The sequence below is a fragment of the Stenotrophomonas sp. B1-1 genome (assembly GCF_010894375.1).
Taxonomy (GTDB): Bacteria; Pseudomonadota; Gammaproteobacteria; order Xanthomonadales; family Xanthomonadaceae; genus Stenotrophomonas.
In genome coordinates, this window is the sequence record NZ_JAAIUZ010000005.1 from 117129 (window position 1) to 139728 (window position 22600).

Here is a 22600-nt window from a genome sequence, read left to right on the forward strand (position 1 = left end):
CGCCCCGCCCATCGGGAGGGACCATTGGGATTATCGAAGGTGGTGAAACCGCGTCTCAGTGTGAAACCGGGACAACGGAGCCTTCAGAGGATACCTGAAAGCGGGCCACGTTGGCTCGCTGGTAGGGGCTCAGATCGACGATAGCGCCGTTCTGCTGAACCTGCACCGCCGAGGCATTGCCCAGGGTGACGCGGGTTACCTGGCCGGGGGTGAAGCTGCGGCGCTCGCCGGCCTTGATCAGGGCCTTCTCGACCGTGCCGCCATCGGGGCCGGCAATATCCACCCAGCTGTCGCCACTGAACTGCATGTCCAGGTTTGCGGCGGCCGGCGCAGCGGCCGGGGCCGGGCGCGGCACCGGGGTGAGCGAGGCCACGTACGGCGCGGCCGGCTTGGCAGCCGGGGCGGCCACCGGCGCGCTGGCCACGGCGGCATCGCTGCCTGCCACCGGCGGGGTGACCGGCACGGCGGCCGGGATGGCATCCAGCGAGGCGGTGCTGGGCGCCGACGGGGTGCCATCGAAGTGGCCGCGGGTGGCGAACCACACCGGCACCGCCAGCACGGCGGTAATGCCGACGTACAGCGCACGGCGGCCGAGGTTTTCGGCAATGCGGCGCGCACGCGGGGTATGGGTATGGCTGACCAGGGTGGGCGGTACCACCGGCCCCACCTGGGCCTGTTCCAGCAGCTGGCTGATATCCACGTTCAGCAGGCGCGCATAGCTGCGCAGCTGGCCGCGCACGAACACCGGCGCACCCAGCTTCTGCCACTGCTCTTCTTCCAGGGACTTCACCACCTGGACGGGCATGCGCAGGCGCGTGCCAACGTCTTCAAGGGTCAGCCCGGCCGCCTCGCGGGCCTGGCGCAGGCGGGTGCCGCAGCCGGCCGCAGTATCGAGAGCGCTCACAGTCTGGTCATCAATCACAATGCATCAACCCTGGAGTTTAGGAGCCCGCATCCTGCGGAAATTCCTGTCGAATGCGCTGCAGATAACGATCAGATGCCGCCTGATCGCCCAGTCGCGCTTCGATGTCAGACGCAAGTTGTAACACGGAACGCGTGGCCGGTGCAGCCGCAATCCTACGTTCGGCGAAGGCCCGCGCGGCCATGTACTGGCCCTGGCGGAAGCTGAGCTGGGCCATCGCTTCCAGCGCCACCGGGTTCTGCGGTGCATGCTGCAGCGAGGTCCGCAGGTCGCGTTCGGCACGCTCGACCTGGCCGGCATCGAGCGCACAGCCCCCGGCGTTGGCCAGTGCCGCGGCGGGGGTGGCATAGCCCGGCGCCTGCAGGGCGCGGTCGAACCAGACCAGCGATTCGGCGGCCTGGCCGTGCTGGCACAGCCAGGCGGCGTAGTTGTTCAGCACATCGCCGCGCTGCGGGGCCAGTTCGGCGGCGCGGCGGAAGCCCTCACCGGCCTGCTGCTGACGGCCACGGCGGTCGTCCACCCCGGCCTGCAGCATCAGCGCATCCACGCCGTTGGGCTGGATCTTCAGCGCCTGCCGGGTCTTGCGCTCGGCCTCATCAAGGTTGCCGACCTGCAGGTCACGGGCGGCCAGCGCCAGCATGTCGTCGTACTTGAACTGCTGGCGCACGTTGGGGTCGTCGCGCACGGTGTGCACCGGGGCCACGCCGCCGGGGCCGATGGGAATTTCAGAAGTGGTGGTACAGCCGCTGGCAGCCACTGCCAGCATGCCTGCGAACAGGGCCGGCAACCGGCGGTCAGGCCGCTGCATCACTCCCCTTCCCTGCCTGCAGCGTCTTGTTGAACTCTGCCTGGCGGCGCGTGCGGTCCATCACCTGGCCCTTCAACTGGCCACAGGCCGCGTCGATGTCGTCGCCACGGGTGCGGCGGACCATGGTCAGCACGTTGCTGTCCAGCAGGATCTTCTGGAAGGCGCGGATATGCGCTTCTTCGGAACGCTCGTAGCGGGTGCCCGGGAACGGGTTGAACGGAATCAGGTTGACCTTGCCCGAGTCCCTGGCCTGCACCGCGTTGTCGAACTGGTGCATCAGGCGGGCCAGCTCGCGCGCATGCTCGGGCTTGTCGTTGATGCCCTTCATCAGGGTGTACTCGAAGGTGACCGACTCGCGGCGCTTGTTGGCGCGCAGGTAGCGGGCGCACGAGGCCATCAGATCGGCGATCGGGTACTTCTTGTTCAGCGGCACCAGCGTTTCGCGCAGCGCGTCATTCGGCGCATGCAGGGAAACGGCCAGCGACACGTCGCTTTCGGCGGACAGGCGATCGATCTGCGGGACCAGCCCGGAGGTCGAAAGCGTCACGCGCTTGTTGGCCAGGCCGTAGCCCAGGTCGTCGCGCATCACGCTCATGGCGCGCACGACGTTGTCGAAATTCATCAACGGCTCGCCCATGCCCATCATCACCACGTTGGTGAGGCGGCGCATCTGGTGCGGCACGTTGCCCAGGTGGCGCGCCGCCACCCACACCTGGCCGATGATCTCGGCGGTGGTCAGGTTGCGGTTGAAGCCCTGGGTCGCGGTGGAGCAGAACGTGCAGTTCAGGCCGCAACCGACCTGCGAGGACACGCACAGCGTGCCGCGGGTCTTGTCGGGGATGTACACGGTCTCGATGGCGTTCTTGCCATCCACGCCCATCGCCAGCAGCCACTTGTGGGTGCCGTCGGCGGAGGGCTTGTCGAACACGATGTTGGGAACAACGACCTCGGCATGGGCCTGCAGCTTGGCGCGCAAGACCTTGCCGAGATCGGTCATTTCATCGAAATCGGTGACGTAGCGATGGTGGATCCACTTCATCACCTGATGGGCACGGAATTTCTTTTCGCCGAGTTTTTCGACGAAAAACTGTTCCAGGCCCGCGCGATCGAGGTCGAGCAGGTTCTGCTTGCCAGCCGTGGGTGCCGACTTCGGCAGCGGCTGGATGGCGGGGGACTGTACGACCTCGTTCACGGCATCACTCTCAGCGCGAAACGACTTCGGTGGCGGCGAAGAAGTAGGCCACTTCAATGGCGGCGTTCTCGACCGAGTCCGAGCCGTGGGCGGCGTTGGCATCGATGGAATCGGCGAAGTCGGCGCGGATGGTGCCCGGCGCAGCGTCCTTCGGGTTGGTGGCGCCCAGCAGGTCGCGGTGGGCCAGGACGGCGTTCTCGCCTTCCAGGGCCTGGATCATCACCGGGCCGGAGATCATGAACTCGACCAGCGCGTTGAAGAACGGACGCTCGCGGTGCACGGCGTAGAAGCCTTCGGCTTCACGGCGCGACAGCTGCTTGTACTTGGCGGCCACGACCTTCAGGCCGGCCTTCTCGAAGCGGGCGTAGATTTCGCCGATGACGTTCTTGGCAACGGCGTCCGGCTTGATGATCGAAAGGGTGCGCTCCAGCGCCATGGGATGTCTCCAATGGAATCGGGCCGCTGATGGCCCGAAGGGTAACATGAAAAAAACCCGCGTCGGGACGCGGGCTTAGCCTGATAAACGTGCGCGGATTGTAAAAGATCCCGCGTAGTAGTGCCAGCCCATGGCTGGCAGCCGCGCGGCCGCCCGGGTCAGACACCCGCAGGGGCTCTGACCCCCTTCCCCAGCCCGGCCAGGGGTCACACCCCAGGGGTCAGATCCCCGCAGGGGCTCTGACCCCACCACGACCCGCCCGGCCATGGGGTCGGAGCCCCTACGGGGATCCGACCCCATTCCCCGCCTCCCCGCGGGTGAACGCCCTGTAACTCGCCCGGCAGATTTGCTGCACTGCAAAATGCCATACGCCCCCGTCTGGTCCTAGTATCAAACAATCGTTTGATTAAGGTCCGCCGCCCCATGGCCAAACCCGCCCACTTCTCGACCAAGGACCGAATCCTCGGTGCCGCCGAGGAGCTGTTCGCCCAGCACGGGTTCGCCGGCACGTCCCTGCGCCAGGTCACCAGCCAGGCCGATGTGAACATCGCGGCGGTGAATTACCACTTCGGCTCCAAGGAAAACCTGGTCAACGAGGTGTTCCGCCGCCGCATGGACGAAATGACCGCCGCGCGCCTGGCCCAGCTCGAACGCGCCCGCAGCGAACACCCCGGCCAGCTGCGCCCGGTGCTGGCCGCCTTCGTGGAACCGGCGCTGGCCATGGCCCAGGACCGCCAGAGCGGCGGCGCCTTCGTGCGCGTGATCGCCCGCGCCTACGCCGAAAAGAACGACAACCTGCGCAAGTTCCTGTCCGACCACTACGGCCACGTGCTGCGCGCGTTCGGCAAGGCCATTGCCGAATGCGTGCCCGGCCTGAGCAAGGAAGAGCTGTACTGGCGGCTGGATTTCCTGGCCGGCTCGCTCACCTACGCCATGGCCGACTTCGGGCTGATCAAGCGACCCGCCGGTGTCACCGAAGCGGCGCATCGTGCCCATGCCGCCCACGAACTGATCCATTTCGCCGAAGCCGGGTTCCGCGCCGCCGCACGCGACAGCGCCCTGCCCGCTTCCATTGATTCCACCCAGTAACTGCTGACCAACAAAGGCCCTACACCATGTCCAATTCCCTGCTAGTCCGCCGCGCCGCCGTGCTGGGTGCCGGCGTCATGGGTGCCCAGATCGCCGCCCACCTGACCAACGCCGGCGTCGATACCGTGCTGTTCGACCTGCCTGCCAAGGAAGGTCCGGCCGATGGCATCGTGCTGAAGGCAATCGCCAACCTGGGCAAGCTGAGCCCGGCGCCGCTGGCCAGCAAGTCGCTGGCTGAAGCCATCACCCCGGGCAACTACGAAACCAGCCTGGAACAGCTGAAGGACTGCGACCTGATCATCGAGGCCATTGCCGAGCGCATGGACTGGAAGCAGGACCTGTACAAGAAGATCGCCCCGTTCGTGGCCGACCACGCGGTGCTGGCCTCCAATACCTCCGGCCTGGGCATCAACAAGCTGGCCGACGTGCTGCCCGAGCAGCTGCGCCACCGTTTCTGCGGCGTGCACTTCTTCAACCCGCCGCGCTACATGCACCTGGCCGAACTGATTCCGGCCACCACCACCGACAAGGCGGTGCTGGAAGGCCTGGAAGCCTTCCTGGTCACCACCCTGGGCAAGGGCGTGGTGTACGCCAAGGACACCCCGAACTTCATCGGCAACCGCATCGGCGTGTTCTCGATCCTGTCCACCATCCACCACACCCAGCAGTTCGGCCTGGGCTTCGATGAAGTGGACGGCCTGACCGGCCCGCTGGTGGGCCGCCCGAAGTCGGCCACCTACCGCACCTCCGACGTGGTCGGCCTGGACACCATGGCCCACGTCATCAAGACCATGGGCGACACCCTGCCGAATGACCCATGGCATGAATTCTTCAAGTCGCCGAAGTGGCTGGACGCGCTGATTGCCAAGGGCGCGCTGGGCCAGAAGACCGGCGCCGGCATCTTCCGCAAGGTCGGCAAGGACATCGTGGTGCTGGACCTGGAAAAGCAGGACTACCGCGCCGCCGATCGCACTGCTGCCCCGGAAGTGGTCGAGATCCTGAAGATCAAAAACCCGGCCGAAAAGTTCGCCAAGCTGCGCGAAAGCCAGCACCCGCAGGCGCAGTTCCTGTGGGCGACCTTCCGCGACCTGTTCCACTACAGCGCCTACCACCTGGCCGATATCGCCGAAACCGCGCGCGACGTCGACCTGGCCATCCGCTGGGGCTACGGCTGGTCGCTGGGCCCGTTCGAAACCTGGCAGGCCGCTGGCTGGAAGCAGGTGGCGCAGTGGATTGCCGATGACATCGTGGCCGGCAAGAGCATGAGCAGCGCCCCGCTGCCGGATTGGGTGTTCGATGGCCGCGACGGCGTGCACGCCGCCGAGGGCAGCTACAGCCCTTCGCGCAACGCCAAGCTGCCGCGCTCGTCGCTGCCGGTGTACCAGCGCCAGCGCTTCCCAGATCCGCTGCTGGGCGAGCAGTTTGCGCCGGGCGAGACCGTGTTCGAGAACGACGGCCTGCGCATGTGGCACGACGGCGATGGCATTGCCGTGGTCAGCTTCAAGACCAAGATGAACACCGTCTCCGACCAGGTGCTCGATGGCCTGCAGGAATGCGTCAGCCGCGCCGAGAAGGATTTCCAGGGCCTGGTGATCTGGCAGCAGAAGGAACCCTTCTCCGCCGGTGCTGACCTGGCTGGCGCGCTGGGCCTGCTGCAGGCCGGCAAGGTCGACCAGTTCGAAGAAATGGTGGCCAACTTCCAGCGCACCAGCCAGCGCATCAAGTACTCGCTGGTGCCGGTGGTGGCCGCGGTGCGTGGCCTGGCCCTGGGCGGTGGCTGCGAATTCCAGATGCACAGCGCCAAGACCGTGGCCTTCCTGGAAAGCTACATCGGCCTGGTCGAAGCCGGCGTGGGCCTGCTGCCGGCCGGTGGCGGCCTGAAGGAACTGGCCGTGCGCGCCTCGCAGGCGGCCGGTCCGGGCGGTGATGTGTTCGCCGAACTGAAGAAGACCTTCGAGACCGTGGCCATGGCCAAGGTGTCCAACTCGGCGGTCAACGCCCAGGAACTGGGCCTGCTGCGCAGCACCGACAAGGTGGTGTTCAACAGCTACGAGGCGCTGTACATCGCCAAGGCCGAAGCGCGTGCGCTGGCCGAAGCCGGTTACCGCCCGCCGCTGCCGGCACGCCGCATCCAGGTGGCCGGTGACGTGGGCATCGCCACCTTCAAGATGATGCTGGTCAACATGCTGGAAGGCCGCTTCATCAGCCCCTACGACTACGAGATTGCCGAGCGCATCGCCACCGTGCTGTGCGGCGGCAAGGTCGACCGCGGCACCCTGGTGGACGAAGAGTGGCTGCTGACCCTGGAGCGCAAGCATTTCGTTGAACTGGCCCAGCAGGAAAAGACCCAGGCCCGCATCGCGCACATGCTGAAGACCGGCAAGCCGCTGCGCAACTGATTACCTGCTTCTGGTAGGTGCCCACCTTGGTGGGCACACCTCCGCCTCTGGTAGGTGCCCACCTTGGTGGGCACACCCTGATGTGGCAGTCGAGCATGGCTCGACTCTACAAATCCTATTCAAGAGATCACTGCAATGACCAAGCAAATCCAGGACGCCTACATCGTCGCCGCCACCCGTACCCCGGTAGGCAAGGCGCCCAAGGGCATGTTCCGCAACACCCGCCCCGACGACATGCTTGCGCACGTGCTGCGCAGCGTCGTCGCCCAGGCCCCGGGCGTGGACGTCAACCGCATCGATGACGCCATCATCGGCTGCGCCATGCCCGAAGCCGAGCAAGGCATGAACGTGGCGCGCATCGGCGTGCTGCTGGCCGGCCTGCCCAATACCATCGCCGCACAGACCGTGAACCGCTTCTGCTCGTCCGGCCTGCAGGCCGTGGCGCAGGCTGCCGATGCGATCCGCCTGGGCAACGCCGACCTGATGCTGGCCGGCGGCACCGAATCGATGTCGATGGTGCCGATGATGGGCAACAAGATCGCGATGGCACCGAGCGTGTTCGACAACGACCACGTGGCCATTGCCTACGGCATGGGCATCACCGCCGAAAAGGTGGCCGAAGAGTGGAAGGTCTCGCGCGAAGAGCAGGACGCCTTCGCCCTGGCCTCGCACCAGAAGGCCATGGCCGCCATCCAGAACGGCGAGTTCAAGGATGAGATCAGCCCGTACGAGATCGTCTCGCACCTGCCGGACCTGGCCGATGGCCAGCGCATCATCACCCGCAACAAGATTGCCGACACCGACGAAGGCCCGCGCCCGGATTCTTCGGCTGAAGGCCTGGCCAAGCTGCGCCCGGTGTTCCGCAACGGCCAGTTCGGCGGCACCGTCACCGCCGGCAACTCGTCGCAGATGAGCGATGGCGCCGGTGCGGTGCTGCTGGCTTCGGAACAGGCGATCAAGGATTACGGCCTGACCCCGCTGGCCCGCTTCGTCAGCTTCTCGGTGGCCGGCGTGCGTCCGGAAGTGATGGGCATCGGCCCGATCGCCGCGATTCCGAAGGCACTGAAGCAGGCTGGCCTGACCCAGGACCAGCTGGACTGGATCGAACTGAACGAAGCCTTCGCCGCGCAGTCGCTGGCGGTGATCCGCGATTGCGGCCTGGACCCGAGCAAGGTGAACCCGCTGGGCGGCGCGATCGCCCTGGGCCACCCGCTGGGTGCGACCGGCGCGATCCGAACCGCCACCCTGCTGCACGGCCTGCGCCGTCGCCAGCAGAAGTACGGCATGGTGACCATGTGCATCGGCACCGGCATGGGCGCCGCGGGTATTTTCGAAGCGCTGTAACCCCGCTTTGTAGAGTCGAGCCACGCTCGACTGATGTATGAAAAGCAGTCGAGCATGGCTCGACTCTACCGGGGTCAGAGCCCTTTGCGGCGCAAAGGGATCTGACCCCAACAAGCAAAAAAGGCAGCCAATGGCTGCCTTTTTCGTTTCTGCACTTGCCTTTGATTCCGCCCTTCCCGTCCGCGCCACCAGCCAACTGTCGAGAGGCGGGGGCGGGCCGATGCAGGACCGCAGGCGCCATGGATGGCGCCTACGAGCCCCCAAGGATGGGTTTACGGCGTGTCCTGCAGCGGCCCGCCCCCGCCTCCCCGGGGAGACAGGAAGGCGCTGCACGGAGCGCCTGATAAACCCTTACTCCGCCAGCATCGCTGCCAGCTTCTCGCGGGCCGGGCCGGCCAGCTTCGGGTTGTCCAGCGCGAAGCGGATCGTCGCTTCCACCAGGCCCAGGTGCGTGCCGCAGTCAAAGCGGGTGCCCTCGAAGCGGTAGGCATCCACCGGTTCCTGCGCCAGCAGCGCAGCAATCGCATCGGTCAGCTGGATCTCACCACCGGCACCACTGCCGGTCTGTTCCAGCAGCTCGAAGATCTTCGGGCTCAGCACGTAGCGCCCCACCACCGCCAGATCGCTCGGCGCGTCTTCCGGCTTGGGCTTTTCCACGATCTGCGAAATGCGGCCCTTGCGGCCATCAAACGCCTCGGTGGCGACGATGCCGTAGCTGGCGGTCTTCTCGTGCGGCACGTCTTCCACCGCAATCACGCTGGCACCGCTGGCCTCGTTCAGATCGGCCATCTGCTTCAGCGCACCGGCGCCGCGGTTCCAGATCAGATCGTCGGGCAGCAGCACGGCGAAGGGCTCATCGCCGATCACCGCCTTGGCGCACAGCACCGCATGGCCCAGGCCCAGCGCCTCGGCCTGGGTGACGAAGATCGCGCGCACGCCCTCGGGCAGCACGTGGCGGATCAGCTCCAGCTGTTCCTGCTTGCCGGCACGTTCCAGCTTCTGTTCCAGCTCGTAGGCCTTGTCGAAGTAATCGGCCACGGCGTGCTTGTAGCGGTTGGTGATGAACACCAGGGTGTCACAACCCGCCTCGATCGCCTCGTCCACCGCATACTGGATGAGAGGCCGATCGATGATCGGCAGCATTTCCTTGGGAACCGTCTTGGTGGCGGGCAGGAAACGGGTGCCCAGGCCTGCCACCGGGAAAACTGCCTTGCGAATGCGCTTGCTCATTAGTGCCTGCTGGCCTCTCGTGCGGGGAATGGCACGACTTTAGCGGACGAGATGTAAGCGTCCTGTTCGATTGGCGAGAATTCGGGCATGGTCGCGAACAGGATTTCCTGGATGGCGCCGGTGTCATAGCTCACCGTTGCCTCGCGCAGCTTCGGCACGTTGCCCAGCACCAGATCACGCGAGAAGGTACGCACGCCGGCCTCCAGCACCTTGGGGTGCGAGGTCGGTCGGTAGTCTTCGTCGGAATAGAACAGCGTCTCGTGCAGCTTTTCGCCCGGGCGCAGGCCGGTGTAGATGATCGGAATATCCTTGTACGGCTGCTTGCCGGCGAGGCGGATCATCTGTTCGGCCAGCACGCGGATCGGCACCGGCTCGCCCATGTCCAGGGTGTAGATGGCACCGTGCGATGCCGACGCGGCCGCCTGCAGGATCAGCTGGCAGGCCTCGGGAATGGTCATGAAGTAACGGGTCACTTCCGGATCGGTCACCGTGACCGGGCCGCCGCGCAGGATCTGTTCGCGGAACAGCGGCACCACGCTGCCGGCCGAGGCCAGCACATTGCCGAAGCGCACGGTCACGAAACGGGTGTGCGTGGACTTCTGGTCCAGGCTCTGGCAGATCATTTCCGCATAGCGCTTGCTGGCACCCAGCGCATTGACCGGGTCGACCGCCTTGTCGGTGGAAATGAACACGAAATGCTCCACGCGCGCTTCCAGGCAGGCGCGTGCCACGTTTTCAGTCGCCAGGATGTTGTTGCGCACGGCTTCGCGCAGCTGCCGTTCCAGCACCGGCACGTGCTTGTAGGCGGCGGCATGGAAGGCGGTATCGACCGGGTGCAGCGACAGCGCATGGCGCATCACCGCCGGGTCGCCACAGTCGCCCAGCACGGCCTCCACTTCGATATCGGGGAAGCTGCGGCGCAGCTCGCCTTCGATGGTCAGCAGCAGCAGCTCGCTGATTTCCACCAGAACGATGCGGCCGGCGCCATGGCGCGCGCACTGGCGGCACAGTTCCGAACCGATGGAACCACCGGCGCCGGTGACCATGACGGTACGCCCGCCCAGCCAACCGCGGATCAGGTTCCAGTCCGGCATGATCGGCTTGCGACCCAGCAGGTCCTCGATCGCCACTTCCTTCAACTGGCCCGGCAGCGACTGGCCCTGCAGGATGTCGCTCAGCTTGGGCACGGTGCGGAACGGCACGCCGGTGCTTTCGCAGATGGCGACCACGCGCTGCATGCCCACCGCATCGAGCGAGGGAATGGCGATGACCAGCAGCTTGGCCGCGCTTTCGCGCACCACCGCCGGGGCATCGTCCAGGGTGCCCAGGATCGGCAGGCCCTGCAGCTTGGCGCCACGCAGGTGCGGGGCGTCATCGAGCAGGCCCACCGGTTCGAAGTTGCCCGAACGGCGCAGGTCGCGCACCAGCGTTTCAGCGGCCTGGCCGGCGCCCAGGATCAGCACCCGGCGCGCGGTCGAATCGGACTGCAGCGACTGGTAGTCCTTCCATGCGCGATACAGCAGGCGCGGCGCACCCAGCAGGGCCGACAGTGCGAAGGGATAGATGACCAGCACCGACATGGGCACGCCGTTGAAGCGCTTCCAGGCCAGCACCAGCACGATGGCGACCAGGCCGATGAAGCTGGCCTTGAAGATGTTCAGCAGGTCGCTGACGCTGGCGAAACGCCACAGGCCGCGGTACAGGCCCACGCGCCAGAACACGATGCCCTGCAGGGCCAGCACCAGGGTGGTGTCGACATTCCACAGCGGCAGCGCCGGGGCGTCGGCCAGGATCGAGTAGCGACCCGCATGCAGCAGCTGCCAGCAGGCCCAGACCATGAACAGGTCGTGGCAGACGATGGCCGTGCGCGGCAAAAGACCGAGGATTCTGTCCCGCCAAGGTGAAGACATATTTCGCTTAATTCCTTATCGATTGCGCAATCCATTGCGCAGGAGGAGCCAGAGCAGAGTCAGCGCGGCAAACCACGCGACCGCTACGACAGCCTCCCACCTCGGCTGCAAGCTGGAGCAAACATTGAACACTGTAATACTGAACAGGCCCAAAACAAAGTACATCCCTGTGACCTGTGCGTGGCTGGCTCCTGCCTGCACTGCACGCTGGTAGACATGCTGGGTGTGGGGTTCCATCCAGCGTTGCCCGGAGAGCATGCGCGCCAACAGTGTGAAGCCTGCGTCCACAAGGAAAGGTGAAATCGGCACCAGCAGCAGCATCCACTGGATGTTGGTCTTCAGGCTGGCGATGGCCAATACGACTGACACCGCATAGCCCAGGGCGCCGCTGCCGACATCGCCCATGAAGATCTTCGCCTTGGGGAAATTGAACGGCAGGAAACCCAGGCAGGCCAGGCCCAGGGCAATGGCGGCCAATGAATAGGGCCATGGCAGCACCGGCGCCAGCCCCAGCGCGGCGATCACCGCCTGGCTGCTGGCGATGCCGTTGATGCCGTCCATGAAGTTCCAGATGTTGATGAGCGAGGTGGTGAAGAACAGCACCAGCGCGGCCAGCAACCAGCTGCCGCCATGCAGCTTCACCAGCCCGGCCAACAGCGCGGCGGCGACCACGTGCACGCACAGACGGCGCACCGCCGGCAGCGGGCGATGGTCATCCCACCAGCCGATGCCGGCCACCAGCACCAGGCCCAGGCTGGCGACCAGCACACTGCCTGCGGCGTCGGGCCAGGCCCACATCGCGGCACCTGCGGCCACCAACAGACTGATGACGATGGCGATGCCGCCACCGCGCGGGGTGGCCACGCTATGGCTGCGCCGTTCGCCCGGCTGGTCCAGCAGTTGCCGGCGCAGGGCGTAGCCCCGCGCGGCCCACGTCAATCCGGCGCTGAGCAGGGCCAGGCCCAGCAGCGCACCCATCACCAGCCACGGCATGGCTCAGAGCACCGCGTAGTTCAGCAGCGGCTTCACGGTGCCCCACTCCTTGCAGCTCGGGCACTGCCAGTGGTGGGTACGCGCACCGAAGCCGCAGCGCGTGCAGCGGTAGGCCGGGTTGCGCACCAGCAACTGATCGGTGATGTGCTTCAGATCGTGCAGGGTGGCGGTGGAATCGGCGCCCTCGGCCAGGGTCAGATCGATCAGCGCCGATTCGCCACGCACCGACGGGCGGTCCTTCAACTGGCGGCCCAGGTAGGCACGCGCCGGGGCCACGCCTTCCTGCTCTTCCATCAGGCGGGTGAGCGCCAGCACCGGGGCGATGCCACGGTAGTGCTCTGTCATTTCCGACAGGAACGCGCGGGCACCGCCGAGGTCACCCACCTTGCGGTAGTTCTCCATCAGCGCCGGCAGCAGCTCGGGCAGGTATTCGGGGTCGTTGCGGGCGGCGCGTTCGAACGCACGCACGGCGGCTTCGGCATTGCCGGCATCCGTTTCCAGACGGCCTTCAATGATGCCGGCGCGCACCGACATGGCATCGGCCTGGTAGGCGCGGGCGATGGCCGCCCTCGCCTCGTCCAGCTTGCCGGCACCACGGAAGCGCTCGGCCAGCTCGCACTCGAACTGACCGATCAGCTTGCCCATCGGCTCGCCGGTCACGTCTTCGAAGCGGGTGGCGTTGTCGATCGCCTTTTCCCAATCGCGCTCGGCCTGGTAGATGCCGATCAGGTGCTTGAGCGCCTGCGGTGCGCGCTGGTCCAGCTGCGCCAGTTCGGTGAACACGGTTTCGGCACGGTCCAGCAGGCCGGACTTCATGTAGTCCTCGCCCAGTGCCAGCAGCGCCTGCACGCGCTGCGCGTCGCTCAGGTCGTTGCGGTTCACCAGGCCCTGGTGCAGGCGGATGGCACGGTCCACTTCGCCGCGGCGGCGGAACAGATGGCCCAGCGCGACCTGGGTCTCGAAGGTTTCCTTGTCCAGTTCGGCGATATGCAGGAACAGTTCGATGGCCTTGTCCGGCTGCTCGTTCAGCAGGTAGTTCAGGCCACGGAAATAGGTACTGGACAGGCGGCTGACCTGATTGTCACCGTGGCGTTGACCGCCACGCCGGCCGATTACCCAGCCTGCAACAGCAGCCAGCGGCACGAACAGGAAAAACCAGAACCACTCGGTGACGAAATCCATCTTCGATCAGCGTCCATCAAAAGATTGGGGGGAAGTAACCGGGGCCGACGTGGCGGCCACCGACTTGTTGGCGCGGCGCAGCTGGCTGTAGAGCGGAATGACCACGCTTACCAGCACCAGCCCGGCACCGACAACCACGCCGACCAGCAGTGCGGCGATCAACGCCACGCCAACCGACGTATGCAACTGGGTGAACAACAGGTTGATCGACATGTCGGTCATGTTGACCGCGCCGATGATCAGGCCAAGGATCAGGACTGCCAGCAGCACCAGCAGACGGAAAACCTTCATGCGACAGCTCCAATGGCAGGAGCCTGTAGCTTATCCGACTGGCGGGAAAAATCGCACGTCGTCGCGCGACAGGACCTTCAGGCCGGATCGGCGTCCAGCGGCAGCACGCTGCTGACCCGCTCGCGCAGTTCCTTGCCCGGCTTGAAATGGGGAACGTGCTTGCCCGGCAGGGCCACCGATTCGCCGGTCTTCGGGTTGCGACCCAGGCGCGGCGGCCGGTAGTGCAGCGAGAAGCTGCCAAAGCCACGTATTTCGATGCGATCCCCGGCAGAGAGGGAACCGCCCATCATTTCCAGCAACGACTTCACCGCCAGATCGACATCATCGGCCTTCAGGTGCGCCTGGCGGCGCGCAAGGATTTCGATCAGTTCGGATTTGGTCATCGCTGGCTCACATCAGGGGTCACTCAGCCTGAAACGGCCCGGGCAATGCCCGGGCCGTCCAGGAAACAACGAACAGCTACAGGCCGATATTACTCGGACTTGTTGCCGTTCAGCTGTGCACGCAGCAGCGCGCCCAGCTGGGTGGTGCCGCTGGAAGCCGAAGAGGACTGGTATTCCTCCAGCACTTCGCGCATTTCAGCGTCGTCCTTGGCCTTGATCGACAGCTGCAGGGTGCGGCCCTTGCGGTCCATGCCCACGAACTTGGCTTCGACCTTGTCGCCGACCTTCAGGTGCTGGGTGGCGTCGTCAACGCGCTCGTTGGCGATGTCGCGTGCCGAGACGTAACCTTCGATGCCGTCAGCCAGCTCGATGATCGCGCCCTTGGCGTCGACTTCCTTCACCACGCCTTCGACCTTGGAGCCCTTCGGATTGGCAGCCATGTACTGGCCGAACGGATCCTGCTCCAGCTGCTTCACGCCCAGGGAGATGCGCTCGCGTTCCGGATCGACGGCCAGGACAACGGCGTCCAGGGTGTCGCCCTTCTTGAAGTTGCGAACGACGTCTTCGCCGGTGGTGTTCCAGCTGATGTCGGACAGGTGGACCAGGCCGTCGATGCCGCCGTCCAGGCCGATGAAGATGCCGAAGTCGGTGATCGACTTGATCTGGCCCGACACCTTGTCACCCTTCTTGTGGGTGGCAGCGAAGGTTTCCCACGGATTGGCGGCAACCTGCTTCATGCCCAGCGAGATACGGCGACGCTCTTCATCGACGTCCAGCACCATCACTTCGACTTCGTCACCAACCTGCACAACCTTGGACGGGTTGACGTTCTTGTTGGTCCAATCCATCTCGGAGACGTGCACCAGGCCTTCGACGCCCGGCTCGATCTCAACGAACGCGCCGTAATCGGTGACGTTGGAGACCTTGCCGAAGACGCGGCTGTTGGCCGGGTAACGACGGGCGATGTTATCCCACGGATCTTCGCCCAGCTGCTTCAGGCCCAGCGAAACGCGGTTGCGCTCGCGGTCGAACTTCAGCACGCGCACGTCCAGCTCGTCGCCGACGTTCACGACTTCGGACGGATGGCGCACGCGCTTCCATGCCATGTCGGTGATGTGCAGCAGGCCGTCGATACCGCCCAGGTCCACGAACGCGCCGTAATCGGTCAGGTTCTTGACGACACCCTTCAGGATCGCGCCTTCCTGCAGCTTGTCCATCAGCTGCTCGCGCTCTTCCGAGTGCTCGCTTTCGACGACAGCGCGGCGCGAGACCACGACGTTGTTACGCTTGCGGTCCAGCTTGATGAGCTTGAATTCCAGCTCCTTGCCTTCCAGGTAGGCCGGATCGCGCACCGGGCGCACATCGACCAGGGAACCCGGCAGGAAGGCGCGGACATCCTTGATGTCCACGGTGAAACCACCCTTGACCTTGCCGCTGATGCGGCCGGTGATGGTTTCGTTCTTTTCCAACGCTTCTTCCAGCTCGTCCCACACCATCGCGCGCTTGGCCTTCTCGCGCGACAGGACGGTTTCGCCGAAGCCGTTCTCGATCGAGTCGAGGGCGACCTTGACGATGTCGCCTTCGGCGACGTCGATTTCGCCAGCGTCGTTACGGAACTGTTCGATCGGCACGATGCCTTCGGACTTCAGGCCAGCGTTGATCACCACGACGTCGCCGCGGACTTCAACAACGGTACCGCTGACGATGGCGCCCGGCTTCAGCTTGGCCAGGTTGGCCTGGCTGGCTTCAAACAGTTCGGCAAATGATTCGGTCATTAGATTTACTCTGTTGGACACATGGGTCGGTGGCGTCCCCTTCAGGGGAATGGCGACCGCCCGCCTGTTGGTCGACCCCGGAAACGCAGGTCGTGTGTAGTAGGAAAACCGCCACGCATCATTGCGCGACGGAGCTTGTACAGCACTGCATTGCGCGACCACCACCGGTGTTGCTGGCAGTGCTCCTGCGCGAACGGATCAGGCAGCCGGAACCGGAAGCAGATCCATCACTCTGGCAACGACATCTGCGATGCCGATGCCTGTGGTGTCGATGAGGACGGCATCGTCTGCCGGCTTCAGGGGCGCCACGGTACGCTGAGCATCACGGGCGTCGCGGGCCATGATCTCGCGCAGGAGGTCATCAAAGCTAACAGAAACCCCCTTGTCTTTCAACTGCTTATGCCGGCGCTCGGCGCGCTCCTCGGCACTGGCGGTCAGGAACACCTTGTAGGGGGCGTCGGCGAAGATGACCGTGCCCATGTCGCGGCCGTCGGCGACCAGGCCCGGCAGCTCCCTGAATGCGCGCTGGCGCTCCTTCAGCGCCGAACGCACCTCGGGAATGGCGGCGATGGCCGAGGCCAGCGCACCGGTGGTCTCCAGGCGCAGCTCGTCGGTGGCATCGGTGCCGTTCACCAGCACGCGCATGGCGTCGCCCTGTTCAACAAACTGAACGCGGGTGTCGAAGGTGCAGCGCACCAGGGCCGAGGCGTCGGAGGTGTCGATATCGGCCCAGCTGGCGGCCACGCCCACCGCCCGGTACAGCGCGCCCGAATCCAGGTAATGCCAGCCCATGCGGCGCGCCACGATGCGGCTGATGGTACCCTTGCCAGCCCCGGACGGGCCGTCGATGGTCAGGACGGGAGCGAGTGGATTCATGGGGGTCCTTGCGCGTGTGAAGGGGCCATTCTAGCCCCTGCCAGACGCCCTGCGCGGCGACTTTCGTGCAACCACTTGAAACCACGGAGAAAAGCCCGGTAGAATGGCGGGCTTGAACGAGCGTCAACTGCCGATTGTCTTTCGCATATCGCGGCCACGCTCCACCCGAACAACTACTGTTTACGCCGAGGTATGCCATGAAAGTCCTGTCCTCCCTGAAGTCGGCGAAGGCCCGTCACCGTGACTGCAAGGTCGTGCGTCGTCGTGGCAAGATCTTCGTCATCTGCAAGTCGAACCCGCGTTTCAAGGCGCGCCAGCGCTAAGCCTTCCGGCCTTCGGGCCCAGGCTGCCCCACGCGGGGCGACCCGATGCAAAAAACCGCCTTCGGGCGGTTTTTTGTTTATGCGGCTTTTTTCCGCCGTTTTTGCTGTAATCGCCTTTCTTGACCACTGGGGAGTAGTTCGAGATGAAGCGTTACCTGTCCACCCTGGCCGTACTGGCCACCCTGGCCGCCGCCACGCCGGCGCTGGCCGACACCCTGCTGATCGACCGCGCCCGTGAAAAGCCGGCCACCGCCCTGCCCGTCCGCGGCCAGAGCATGCAGCAGGTGCAGTCGCAGTTCGGCGCGCCGAGCGAACAGCTGCAGCCGCGCGGCGGCCAGAAGCGCCAGTGGCCGACCATCCACCGCTGGGTCTACCCGCAGTTCACCGTCTACTTTGAAAAGCAGAAGGTGATCGATGTGGTGGCCAACCAGGCCGACCCGAACGAAATCGGCCCGAAACCGCCGATCCGTTGATCCCCCACCCCGCCCGTGGCGGGCCCGTGTAGCGAGACCATGAACCAGAACCTTCGTTTTCCTGCCGAATGGGAAGCCCAGAGCGGCGTCCTGATTGCCTGGCCCACCGCCGACACCGACTGGGCCGACCGCCTGGGCCAGGTGGAAGAGACCTACATCGCCCTGGTTGCGGCCATCACCCGCTTCCAGCCGGTGCTGATCTGCGTGGCCGATGACGATGTGGAGACCTATGCCGAAATGCGGCTGCGCTCCAACCGCATCGACATGGACAAGGTGCGCTTCACCACGGCGGCCTACGACGATACCTGGCTGCGCGATTCGGGCCCGATCACCCTGCGCCGCGCCGACGGCGGCTTCCAGCTGCTGGACTTCCGCTTCACCGGCTGGGGCGGCAAGTTCGACGCCACCCTGGACGACCAGCTGGTGGGCGTGCTGGACCAGGCCGGTGTGTTCAACGATGCACCGGTGCGCAGCATTCCGTTCGCGCTGGAAGGCGGCGGCATTGAAACCGACGGTGAAGGCACCCTGCTGACCACCTGGAAGTGCCTGCACGAACGCCACCCGGACCGCGACCGCGAAAGCCTGAGCGCCGACCTGGCCGACTGGCTGCAGCAGGACCGCGTGCTGTGGCTGGACCATGGTTACCTGGAAGGCGACGACACCGACGCCCACATCGATACCCTGGCCCGCTTCGCCTCGCCTGACAGCATCGTCTACCAGGCCTGCGACGACCAGAGCGATTCGCACTACGCCGAACTGCAGGCGATGGGCAACGAGCTGGCCGCGCTGCGCACCAAGGACGGCAAGCCGTACCGCCTGTTCCCGCTGCCGTGGGCGCAGCCGGTGATCGACGAAGGCCGCCGCCTGGCCGCGTCGTACGCCAACTACCTGATCGTCAATGGTGCGGTGCTGATGCCGGCCTACGGCGATCCGGCCGACGACCTGGCCCGCGACGTGCTGGCCCTGGCCCACCCGGGTCGCGAGATCGTGCAGGTGCCCTGCCGCTCGCTGATCTGGCAGAACGGCAGCCTGCACTGCATCACCATGCAGTTGCCGCAGGGCCTGCTGAAGGCCTGATGCAACATCGCCGGGCCTCGCGCCCGGCACCGCATTGGATGCAACATCGCCGGCTCCGCGCCCGGCACCGCCTTGGATGCAACATCGCCGGCTCCGCGCCCGGCACCGCCTTGGTAGAGTCGAGCTTGCTCGACTTGCTTTTCGCGTAGACCGCGCGAAGAGCCAGTCGAGCAAGCTCGACTCTACAGAGCAGTCGAGCATGGCTCGACTCTACAAAGGCGGCCCATTCAGCGGCCAACACGCCGCGGCGCGCCATCCGCGCTAACATGCAGGTTTTCCCCCGCAGGAACGCCCCGCATGAACTCGCGCAGCCCCCTTACCGTCGCCCTGATCCAGGAGCGCAACCACGGCGATGCCGCCGCCAATCTGGCGGTGATTGAAGCGCGTGTGGCCGAGGCGGCTGCGCAGGGCGCGAAACTGGTGCTGCTGCAGGAACTGCACAACGGCCCGTACTTCTGCCAGCACGAATCGGTGGACGAGTTCGACCTGGCCGAGCCGATTCCCGGCCCCAGCACCGAACGCCTGGGCGCGCTGGCCAAGAAGCATGGCGTGGTGCTGGTCGGCTCGCTGTTCGAGCGCCGCGCCGCCGGCCTGTACCACAACACCGCCGTGGTGTTCGAAAAGGACGGCACCCTGCTGGGCAAGTACCGCAAGATGCACATCCCCGATGACCCGGGCTTCTACGAGAAGTTCTACTTCACCCCGGGCGACATCGGCTTCAAGCCGATCGATACCTCGGTGGGCCGCCTGGGCGTGCTGGTGTGCTGGGACCAGTGGTACCCGGAAGCGGCGCGGCTGATGGCGCTGGCCGGTGCCGAACTGCTGCTCTACCCCACCGCCATCGGCTGGGACCCGGACGATGTGCAGGATGAAAAGACCCGCCAGCGCGACGCCTGGGTGCTGAGCCACCGCGGCCATGCCGTGGCCAACGGCCTGCCCGTGCTCAGCTGCAACCGCGTGGGCCACGAAGCCTCGCCGCTGGGCGCGTCGGGCATCCAGTTCTGGGGCAACAGCCACGTGCTGGGCCCGCAGGGTGAATTCCTGGCCGAAGCCGGCACCGACGCCACCGTGCTGGTTTGCGACGTGGACCTGCAGCGCAGCGAGCACGTGCGTCGCATCTGGCCGTTCCTGCGCGACCGTCGCATCGATGCGTACGGTGATCTGCTGAAGCGCTACATCGACTGATCCGGAGACCCGGCATGGCCGTCCTCATCCGTGATGCCGGCCCGGCCGACATTGCTGCGATCACCGCGATCTACGCGGTGGAAGTGACCGATTTCGTCAACACCTACGAGTACGACATTCCGGATGCGGCCGAGATGCTGCGCCGCATGCGCGACATCATCGACCGCGGCTTCCCCTACCTGGTGGCCGAGATCGACGGCCAGGTGGCCGGCTATGCCTACGCCAACACCTACCGCACCCGCGTGGCCTACCAGTGGACCGTGGAAAATTCGGTCTATGTCGATGCCGCCTTCCAGGGCAACGGCGTGGGTACGCACCTGCTGCAGGCACTGATCGATGCCTGCACAGCGCGCGGCTACCGGCAGATGGTGGCGGTGATCGGCGAACCTACCAACACTGCCTCCATCAAGCTGCACGAACGCTTCGGCTTCCACCTGGTGGGCGTGTTCCAGGGCCTGGGCCGCAAACACGGCCGCTGGCTGGACACCGTGCAGATGCAGCGCGCGCTCGGCGACGGCGCCGACACCGCCCCTTCCAATGAATGACCCCATGACTGAAACCCTTCCCGAAACCGGCGACGATCTGTTTGCCGGTCAGCCGGTGCGCGTTGTCGAGCGCGACGGCGTGCGCTACACCCTGCTGGGCACCGCCCACGTTTCCCACGCCAGCGTGGAGGCCGTGGAAAAGGCCATCGACAGCGGCCGCTTCGATGCGGTGGCGGTGGAACTGGACCCGCAGCGCCTGCAGGCACTGAGCGATCCGGACACGCTGGCCAAGCTGGACCTGGTGGAAGTGATCCGCAAGGGCCGCGTGGCCCTGTTCGCCGCCAACCTGGCCTTGTCGGCCTACCAGCGCCGCCTGGCCGAGCAGCTGGGCATCGAGCCCGGCGCCGAGCTGAAGCGTGCGGTGGACCTGGCGCGCGAGCGCAACCTGCCGGTACACCTGATCGACCGCGAAGTGGGCCTGACCTTCCGCCGCGCCTCGCAGCGCCTGGGCTTCTTCGGCAAGCTGAAGCTGGTGGCCGGGCTCGGCGCCGGTCTGTTCTCGTCCGAAGAAGTGGGCGAGAACGAGATCGAGAAGCTGAAGCAGGGCGACATGCTGGAATCGAGCTTCGGCGAGTTCGCCAGCGAAAGCCCGGCGCTGTACGAAACCATCATTGGCGAGCGCGACCGCTACATGGCCACCCGCCTGCGCGAGGAACACACCCCGCTGCAGCGCGAGGTGCTGGCCGTGGTCGGCGCCGGCCACCTGGCCGGCCTGGCGCGCTACCTGGAAACCGACAACGACGCACCGGCAGCGCTGCGTGCCGAGCTGGAAGCGGTGCCGAAGAAGCGCAACATTCCCTGGTTCACCCTGGCCATCCTGGCCATCGTGGTGACCGGCATTGGCGTGGGCTTCTACCGCGGCGGGCTGGGCGTGGGCACCGAACTGCTGGCCACCTGGGCGATGTACACCGGCGGCCTGGCGGGCCTGGGCTGCCTGCTGGCCGGCAGCCACCCGCTGAGCATCCTGACCGCGATCGTGGTGGCACCGTTCAAGCCGTTCCGCCTGAGCATTCCCACCGGCGCGTTCTCGGCGCTGGTGGAAGCGCGCCTGCGCAAGCCGGCCTACGAGGATTTCCTGAAGCTGCGCGACGATGCGCAGAGCCTGAAGGGCTGGTACCGCAACCGGGTAACCCGGGTGGTGCTGACCTTCATGCTGACCAACCTGGGCAGCATGCTGGGCCTGTGGCTGACCGCCGGCCGGGTGTGGGGCAAGGTGGCAGGCTGAAACCAGGGCCTGCACTGCAGGCCTACGCGTTGAGGAGACGATTGAGCAATGGATGCATATGAAGCGCTGATGCGCGATGGCTACGTGGTGGTTCGCCAGGCGATCGCACCGGCACTGGTGGAAGACATCAACCAGCGCATCGCGCGGTTCAAGCAGCGCAACGCGAAAGCGGTGACGCGCAACCTGGATGACCACCAGCGCCTGTACCGCATCGTCAACCTGCACCTGGTGGTGGATGCGATGACCGCGCTGCTGACCGACAACGCGGCCATCGATGTCTGCGACCGCTTCTTCGGTGAGCCCACCACGCTCTACACCAGCCTGTACTACGAGCGCGGATCGGAGCAGTCGCTGCACCGCGACACGCCCGTGTTCTGCACCTCGCCGGGCGAGCGCTACATGGGGGTGTGGACGGCGCTGGACGCGGTGGATGACAGCAACGGTCCGCTGCGCGTTGTTCCGGGCAGCCACCTGCTGCCGCCCATCGACCTGCAGGCACTGCGAAAGAAAGTGTTCGGTGACGGCCCGGTCAGCCCCATGGCCGGGGAAGGTTGGGCGGGCTACCAGGACGCGGTGGCGCGCCAGTGCGAGGAAGCCGGGCTGCAGGCGCAGGCGGTGCATGTGCAGCCGGGCGATGTGATTGTCTGGCACCCGCAGCTGTTCCATGGCGGTGCGCCCCACCCGTCGGCCAGTACCCGCCGCAGCGTGGTGATGCACGTGACGCCCAAGGCGATGCCGGTGGGCCACATGGACGTGTTCTACGGCCAGACCGCGCTGCCTGAAAAGGCCCCGTGGCGTTACTACCGCCGCGGCCAGCGCGAGATCGCGCGGTTCGGCCATGTCGATTTCGGTCACGAGTACACGCGCCGGACCTGGTTCCTGCGCAAGGCCTGATCGGCAGGAAAAAAAGGGGGAGACCGCCCCACTACGACCGGTCTCCCC

At 65.9% G+C, this 22600-nt stretch carries 22 protein-coding genes; 10 read left to right on the forward strand and 12 right to left on the reverse strand.

Annotated features, from left to right (window positions below; translation table 11 throughout):
- Positions 1–55 precede the first annotated feature (55 nt).
- The 4 genes from G4G00_RS03760 to ndk are packed head-to-tail and all read right to left on the reverse strand — an operon-like array spanning position 56 to position 3358.
- Positions 56–922, reverse strand: a complete 867-nt coding sequence (locus G4G00_RS03760) for a RodZ domain-containing protein (protein WP_164271342.1) — start codon at positions 920–922, stop codon at positions 56–58.
- Between the two features lie 19 nt (positions 923–941).
- Positions 942–1730 (reverse strand): type IV pilus biogenesis/stability protein PilW, encoded by a 789-nt coding sequence (gene pilW, locus G4G00_RS03765; protein WP_108752877.1) that lies wholly within the window; start codon positions 1728–1730, stop codon positions 942–944.
- Positions 1717–2922, reverse strand: coding sequence for a 23S rRNA (adenine(2503)-C(2))-methyltransferase RlmN (rlmN, locus tag G4G00_RS03770; protein WP_164271345.1), 1206 nt, complete (start codon positions 2920–2922; stop codon positions 1717–1719). The genes pilW and rlmN overlap by 14 nt, the downstream gene beginning before the upstream one ends.
- Before the next feature lie 10 nt (positions 2923–2932).
- On the reverse strand, positions 2933–3358 hold the full coding sequence (ndk, locus tag G4G00_RS03775; protein ID WP_108749396.1) for a nucleoside-diphosphate kinase: 426 nt from the start codon (positions 3356–3358) through the stop codon (positions 2933–2935).
- Positions 3359–3781: 423 nt separating this feature from the next.
- On the opposite strand from ndk, the gene G4G00_RS03780 reads away from it, so the two are divergent.
- The 3 genes from G4G00_RS03780 (at position 3782) to G4G00_RS03790 (ending at position 8190) form a co-directional block, all read left to right on the forward strand.
- Positions 3782–4447 (forward strand): TetR family transcriptional regulator, encoded by a 666-nt coding sequence (locus G4G00_RS03780; RefSeq protein WP_108752876.1) that lies wholly within the window; start codon positions 3782–3784, stop codon positions 4445–4447.
- A 26-nt stretch (positions 4448–4473) separates the two neighbouring features.
- Positions 4474–6846, forward strand: a complete 2373-nt coding sequence (locus tag G4G00_RS03785) for a 3-hydroxyacyl-CoA dehydrogenase/enoyl-CoA hydratase family protein (RefSeq protein WP_108752875.1) — start codon at positions 4474–4476, stop codon at positions 6844–6846.
- Between the two features lie 135 nt (positions 6847–6981).
- Positions 6982–8190: an acetyl-CoA C-acyltransferase gene (locus tag G4G00_RS03790; RefSeq protein ID WP_108752874.1), complete on the forward strand. Its 1209-nt coding sequence runs from the start codon at positions 6982–6984 to the stop codon at positions 8188–8190.
- Between the two features lie 351 nt (positions 8191–8541).
- Here the strand turns inward: G4G00_RS03790 and galU are convergent, their stop codons facing one another.
- From galU to cmk, 8 genes are all read right to left on the reverse strand, one after another.
- Complete coding sequence (gene galU / locus G4G00_RS03795) at positions 8542–9420, reverse strand: UTP--glucose-1-phosphate uridylyltransferase GalU (RefSeq protein ID WP_108752873.1); 879 nt, start codon at positions 9418–9420, stop codon at positions 8542–8544.
- Positions 9420–11330: a nucleoside-diphosphate sugar epimerase/dehydratase gene (locus G4G00_RS03800; protein ID WP_164271348.1), complete on the reverse strand. Its 1911-nt coding sequence runs from the start codon at positions 11328–11330 to the stop codon at positions 9420–9422. The genes galU and G4G00_RS03800 overlap by 1 nt, the downstream gene beginning before the upstream one ends.
- A gap of 15 nt (positions 11331–11345) precedes the next feature.
- Entirely contained in the window at positions 11346–12323 is a 978-nt protein-coding gene (locus G4G00_RS03805; protein WP_108752872.1) for a glycosyltransferase family 4 protein, read from the reverse strand.
- A gap of 3 nt (positions 12324–12326) precedes the next feature.
- Entirely contained in the window at positions 12327–13505 is a 1179-nt protein-coding gene (gene lapB / locus G4G00_RS03810; RefSeq protein WP_108752871.1) for a lipopolysaccharide assembly protein LapB, read from the reverse strand.
- A gap of 6 nt (positions 13506–13511) precedes the next feature.
- A complete protein-coding gene (locus tag G4G00_RS03815; RefSeq protein WP_108749389.1) occupies positions 13512–13796 on the reverse strand; it encodes a lipopolysaccharide assembly protein LapA domain-containing protein in 285 nt (94 codons plus the stop codon).
- A 77-nt stretch (positions 13797–13873) separates the two neighbouring features.
- Positions 13874–14179, reverse strand: a complete 306-nt coding sequence (locus tag G4G00_RS03820; RefSeq protein WP_005409286.1) for an integration host factor subunit beta — start codon at positions 14177–14179, stop codon at positions 13874–13876.
- An 89-nt stretch (positions 14180–14268) separates the two neighbouring features.
- Positions 14269–15954, reverse strand: coding sequence for a 30S ribosomal protein S1 (gene rpsA / locus G4G00_RS03825; RefSeq protein WP_057498113.1), 1686 nt, complete (start codon positions 15952–15954; stop codon positions 14269–14271).
- Positions 15955–16152: 198 nt separating this feature from the next.
- On the reverse strand, positions 16153–16830 hold the full coding sequence (cmk, locus tag G4G00_RS03830) for a (d)CMP kinase (RefSeq protein ID WP_108749388.1): 678 nt from the start codon (positions 16828–16830) through the stop codon (positions 16153–16155).
- Between the two features lie 197 nt (positions 16831–17027).
- Between cmk and ykgO the strand changes: the two genes are divergently transcribed.
- The 7 genes from ykgO (at position 17028) to G4G00_RS03865 (ending at position 22552) form a co-directional block, all read left to right on the forward strand.
- Positions 17028–17153 (forward strand): type B 50S ribosomal protein L36, encoded by a 126-nt coding sequence (gene ykgO, locus G4G00_RS03835; RefSeq protein WP_005409283.1) that lies wholly within the window; start codon positions 17028–17030, stop codon positions 17151–17153.
- 143 nt (positions 17154–17296) lie between these two features.
- Complete coding sequence (locus G4G00_RS03840) at positions 17297–17626, forward strand: hypothetical protein (protein ID WP_108749387.1); 330 nt, start codon at positions 17297–17299, stop codon at positions 17624–17626.
- A gap of 39 nt (positions 17627–17665) precedes the next feature.
- A complete protein-coding gene (locus tag G4G00_RS03845; RefSeq protein ID WP_108761817.1) occupies positions 17666–18703 on the forward strand; it encodes an agmatine deiminase family protein in 1038 nt (345 codons plus the stop codon).
- A gap of 297 nt (positions 18704–19000) precedes the next feature.
- The gene (locus G4G00_RS03850) at positions 19001–19888 is read left to right on the forward strand and encodes a carbon-nitrogen hydrolase (protein ID WP_046983810.1); all 888 of its coding nucleotides are present in this window, start codon (positions 19001–19003) and stop codon (positions 19886–19888) included.
- 14 nt (positions 19889–19902) lie between these two features.
- On the forward strand, positions 19903–20433 hold the full coding sequence (locus G4G00_RS03855; protein ID WP_164271351.1) for a GNAT family N-acetyltransferase: 531 nt from the start codon (positions 19903–19905) through the stop codon (positions 20431–20433).
- Positions 20426–21658: a TraB/GumN family protein gene (locus tag G4G00_RS03860; protein WP_164271354.1), complete on the forward strand. Its 1233-nt coding sequence runs from the start codon at positions 20426–20428 to the stop codon at positions 21656–21658. The genes G4G00_RS03855 and G4G00_RS03860 overlap by 8 nt, the downstream gene beginning before the upstream one ends.
- A gap of 48 nt (positions 21659–21706) precedes the next feature.
- Positions 21707–22552 carry a phytanoyl-CoA dioxygenase family protein gene (locus G4G00_RS03865; RefSeq protein ID WP_164271357.1) on the forward strand — a complete coding sequence of 282 codons (846 nt, stop codon included), beginning with the start codon at positions 21707–21709 and terminating at the stop codon, positions 22550–22552.
- The last annotated feature ends 48 nt before the right edge of the window (positions 22553–22600 follow it).

Coding starts and splice junctions, on each gene's coding strand:
- G4G00_RS03785 (WP_108752875.1), top strand. CDS start 4,474: ATGTCCAATTCCCTGCTAGTCCGCCGCGCCGCCGTGCTGGGTGCCGGC.
- G4G00_RS03865 (WP_164271357.1), top strand. CDS start 21,707: ATGGATGCATATGAAGCGCTGATGCGCGATGGCTACGTGGTGGTTCGC.
- G4G00_RS03850 (WP_046983810.1), top strand. CDS start 19,001: ATGAACTCGCGCAGCCCCCTTACCGTCGCCCTGATCCAGGAGCGCAAC.
- G4G00_RS03855 (WP_164271351.1), top strand. CDS start 19,903: ATGGCCGTCCTCATCCGTGATGCCGGCCCGGCCGACATTGCTGCGATC.
- G4G00_RS03790 (WP_108752874.1), top strand. CDS start 6,982: ATGACCAAGCAAATCCAGGACGCCTACATCGTCGCCGCCACCCGTACC.
- ykgO (WP_005409283.1), top strand. CDS start 17,028: ATGAAAGTCCTGTCCTCCCTGAAGTCGGCGAAGGCCCGTCACCGTGAC.
- lapB (WP_108752871.1), bottom strand. CDS start 13,505: ATGGATTTCGTCACCGAGTGGTTCTGGTTTTTCCTGTTCGTGCCGCTG.
- cmk (WP_108749388.1), bottom strand. CDS start 16,830: ATGAATCCACTCGCTCCCGTCCTGACCATCGACGGCCCGTCCGGGGCT.
- G4G00_RS03815 (WP_108749389.1), bottom strand. CDS start 13,796: ATGAAGGTTTTCCGTCTGCTGGTGCTGCTGGCAGTCCTGATCCTTGGC.
- G4G00_RS03805 (WP_108752872.1), bottom strand. CDS start 12,323: ATGCCGTGGCTGGTGATGGGTGCGCTGCTGGGCCTGGCCCTGCTCAGC.
- G4G00_RS03780 (WP_108752876.1), top strand. CDS start 3,782: ATGGCCAAACCCGCCCACTTCTCGACCAAGGACCGAATCCTCGGTGCC.
- G4G00_RS03845 (WP_108761817.1), top strand. CDS start 17,666: ATGAACCAGAACCTTCGTTTTCCTGCCGAATGGGAAGCCCAGAGCGGC.
- G4G00_RS03860 (WP_164271354.1), top strand. CDS start 20,426: ATGAATGACCCCATGACTGAAACCCTTCCCGAAACCGGCGACGATCTG.
- rpsA (WP_057498113.1), bottom strand. CDS start 15,954: ATGACCGAATCATTTGCCGAACTGTTTGAAGCCAGCCAGGCCAACCTG.
- galU (WP_108752873.1), bottom strand. CDS start 9,420: ATGAGCAAGCGCATTCGCAAGGCAGTTTTCCCGGTGGCAGGCCTGGGC.
- G4G00_RS03800 (WP_164271348.1), bottom strand. CDS start 11,330: ATGTCTTCACCTTGGCGGGACAGAATCCTCGGTCTTTTGCCGCGCACG.
- ndk (WP_108749396.1), bottom strand. CDS start 3,358: ATGGCGCTGGAGCGCACCCTTTCGATCATCAAGCCGGACGCCGTTGCC.
- G4G00_RS03840 (WP_108749387.1), top strand. CDS start 17,297: ATGAAGCGTTACCTGTCCACCCTGGCCGTACTGGCCACCCTGGCCGCC.
- G4G00_RS03820 (WP_005409286.1), bottom strand. CDS start 14,179: ATGACCAAATCCGAACTGATCGAAATCCTTGCGCGCCGCCAGGCGCAC.
- pilW (WP_108752877.1), bottom strand. CDS start 1,730: ATGCAGCGGCCTGACCGCCGGTTGCCGGCCCTGTTCGCAGGCATGCTG.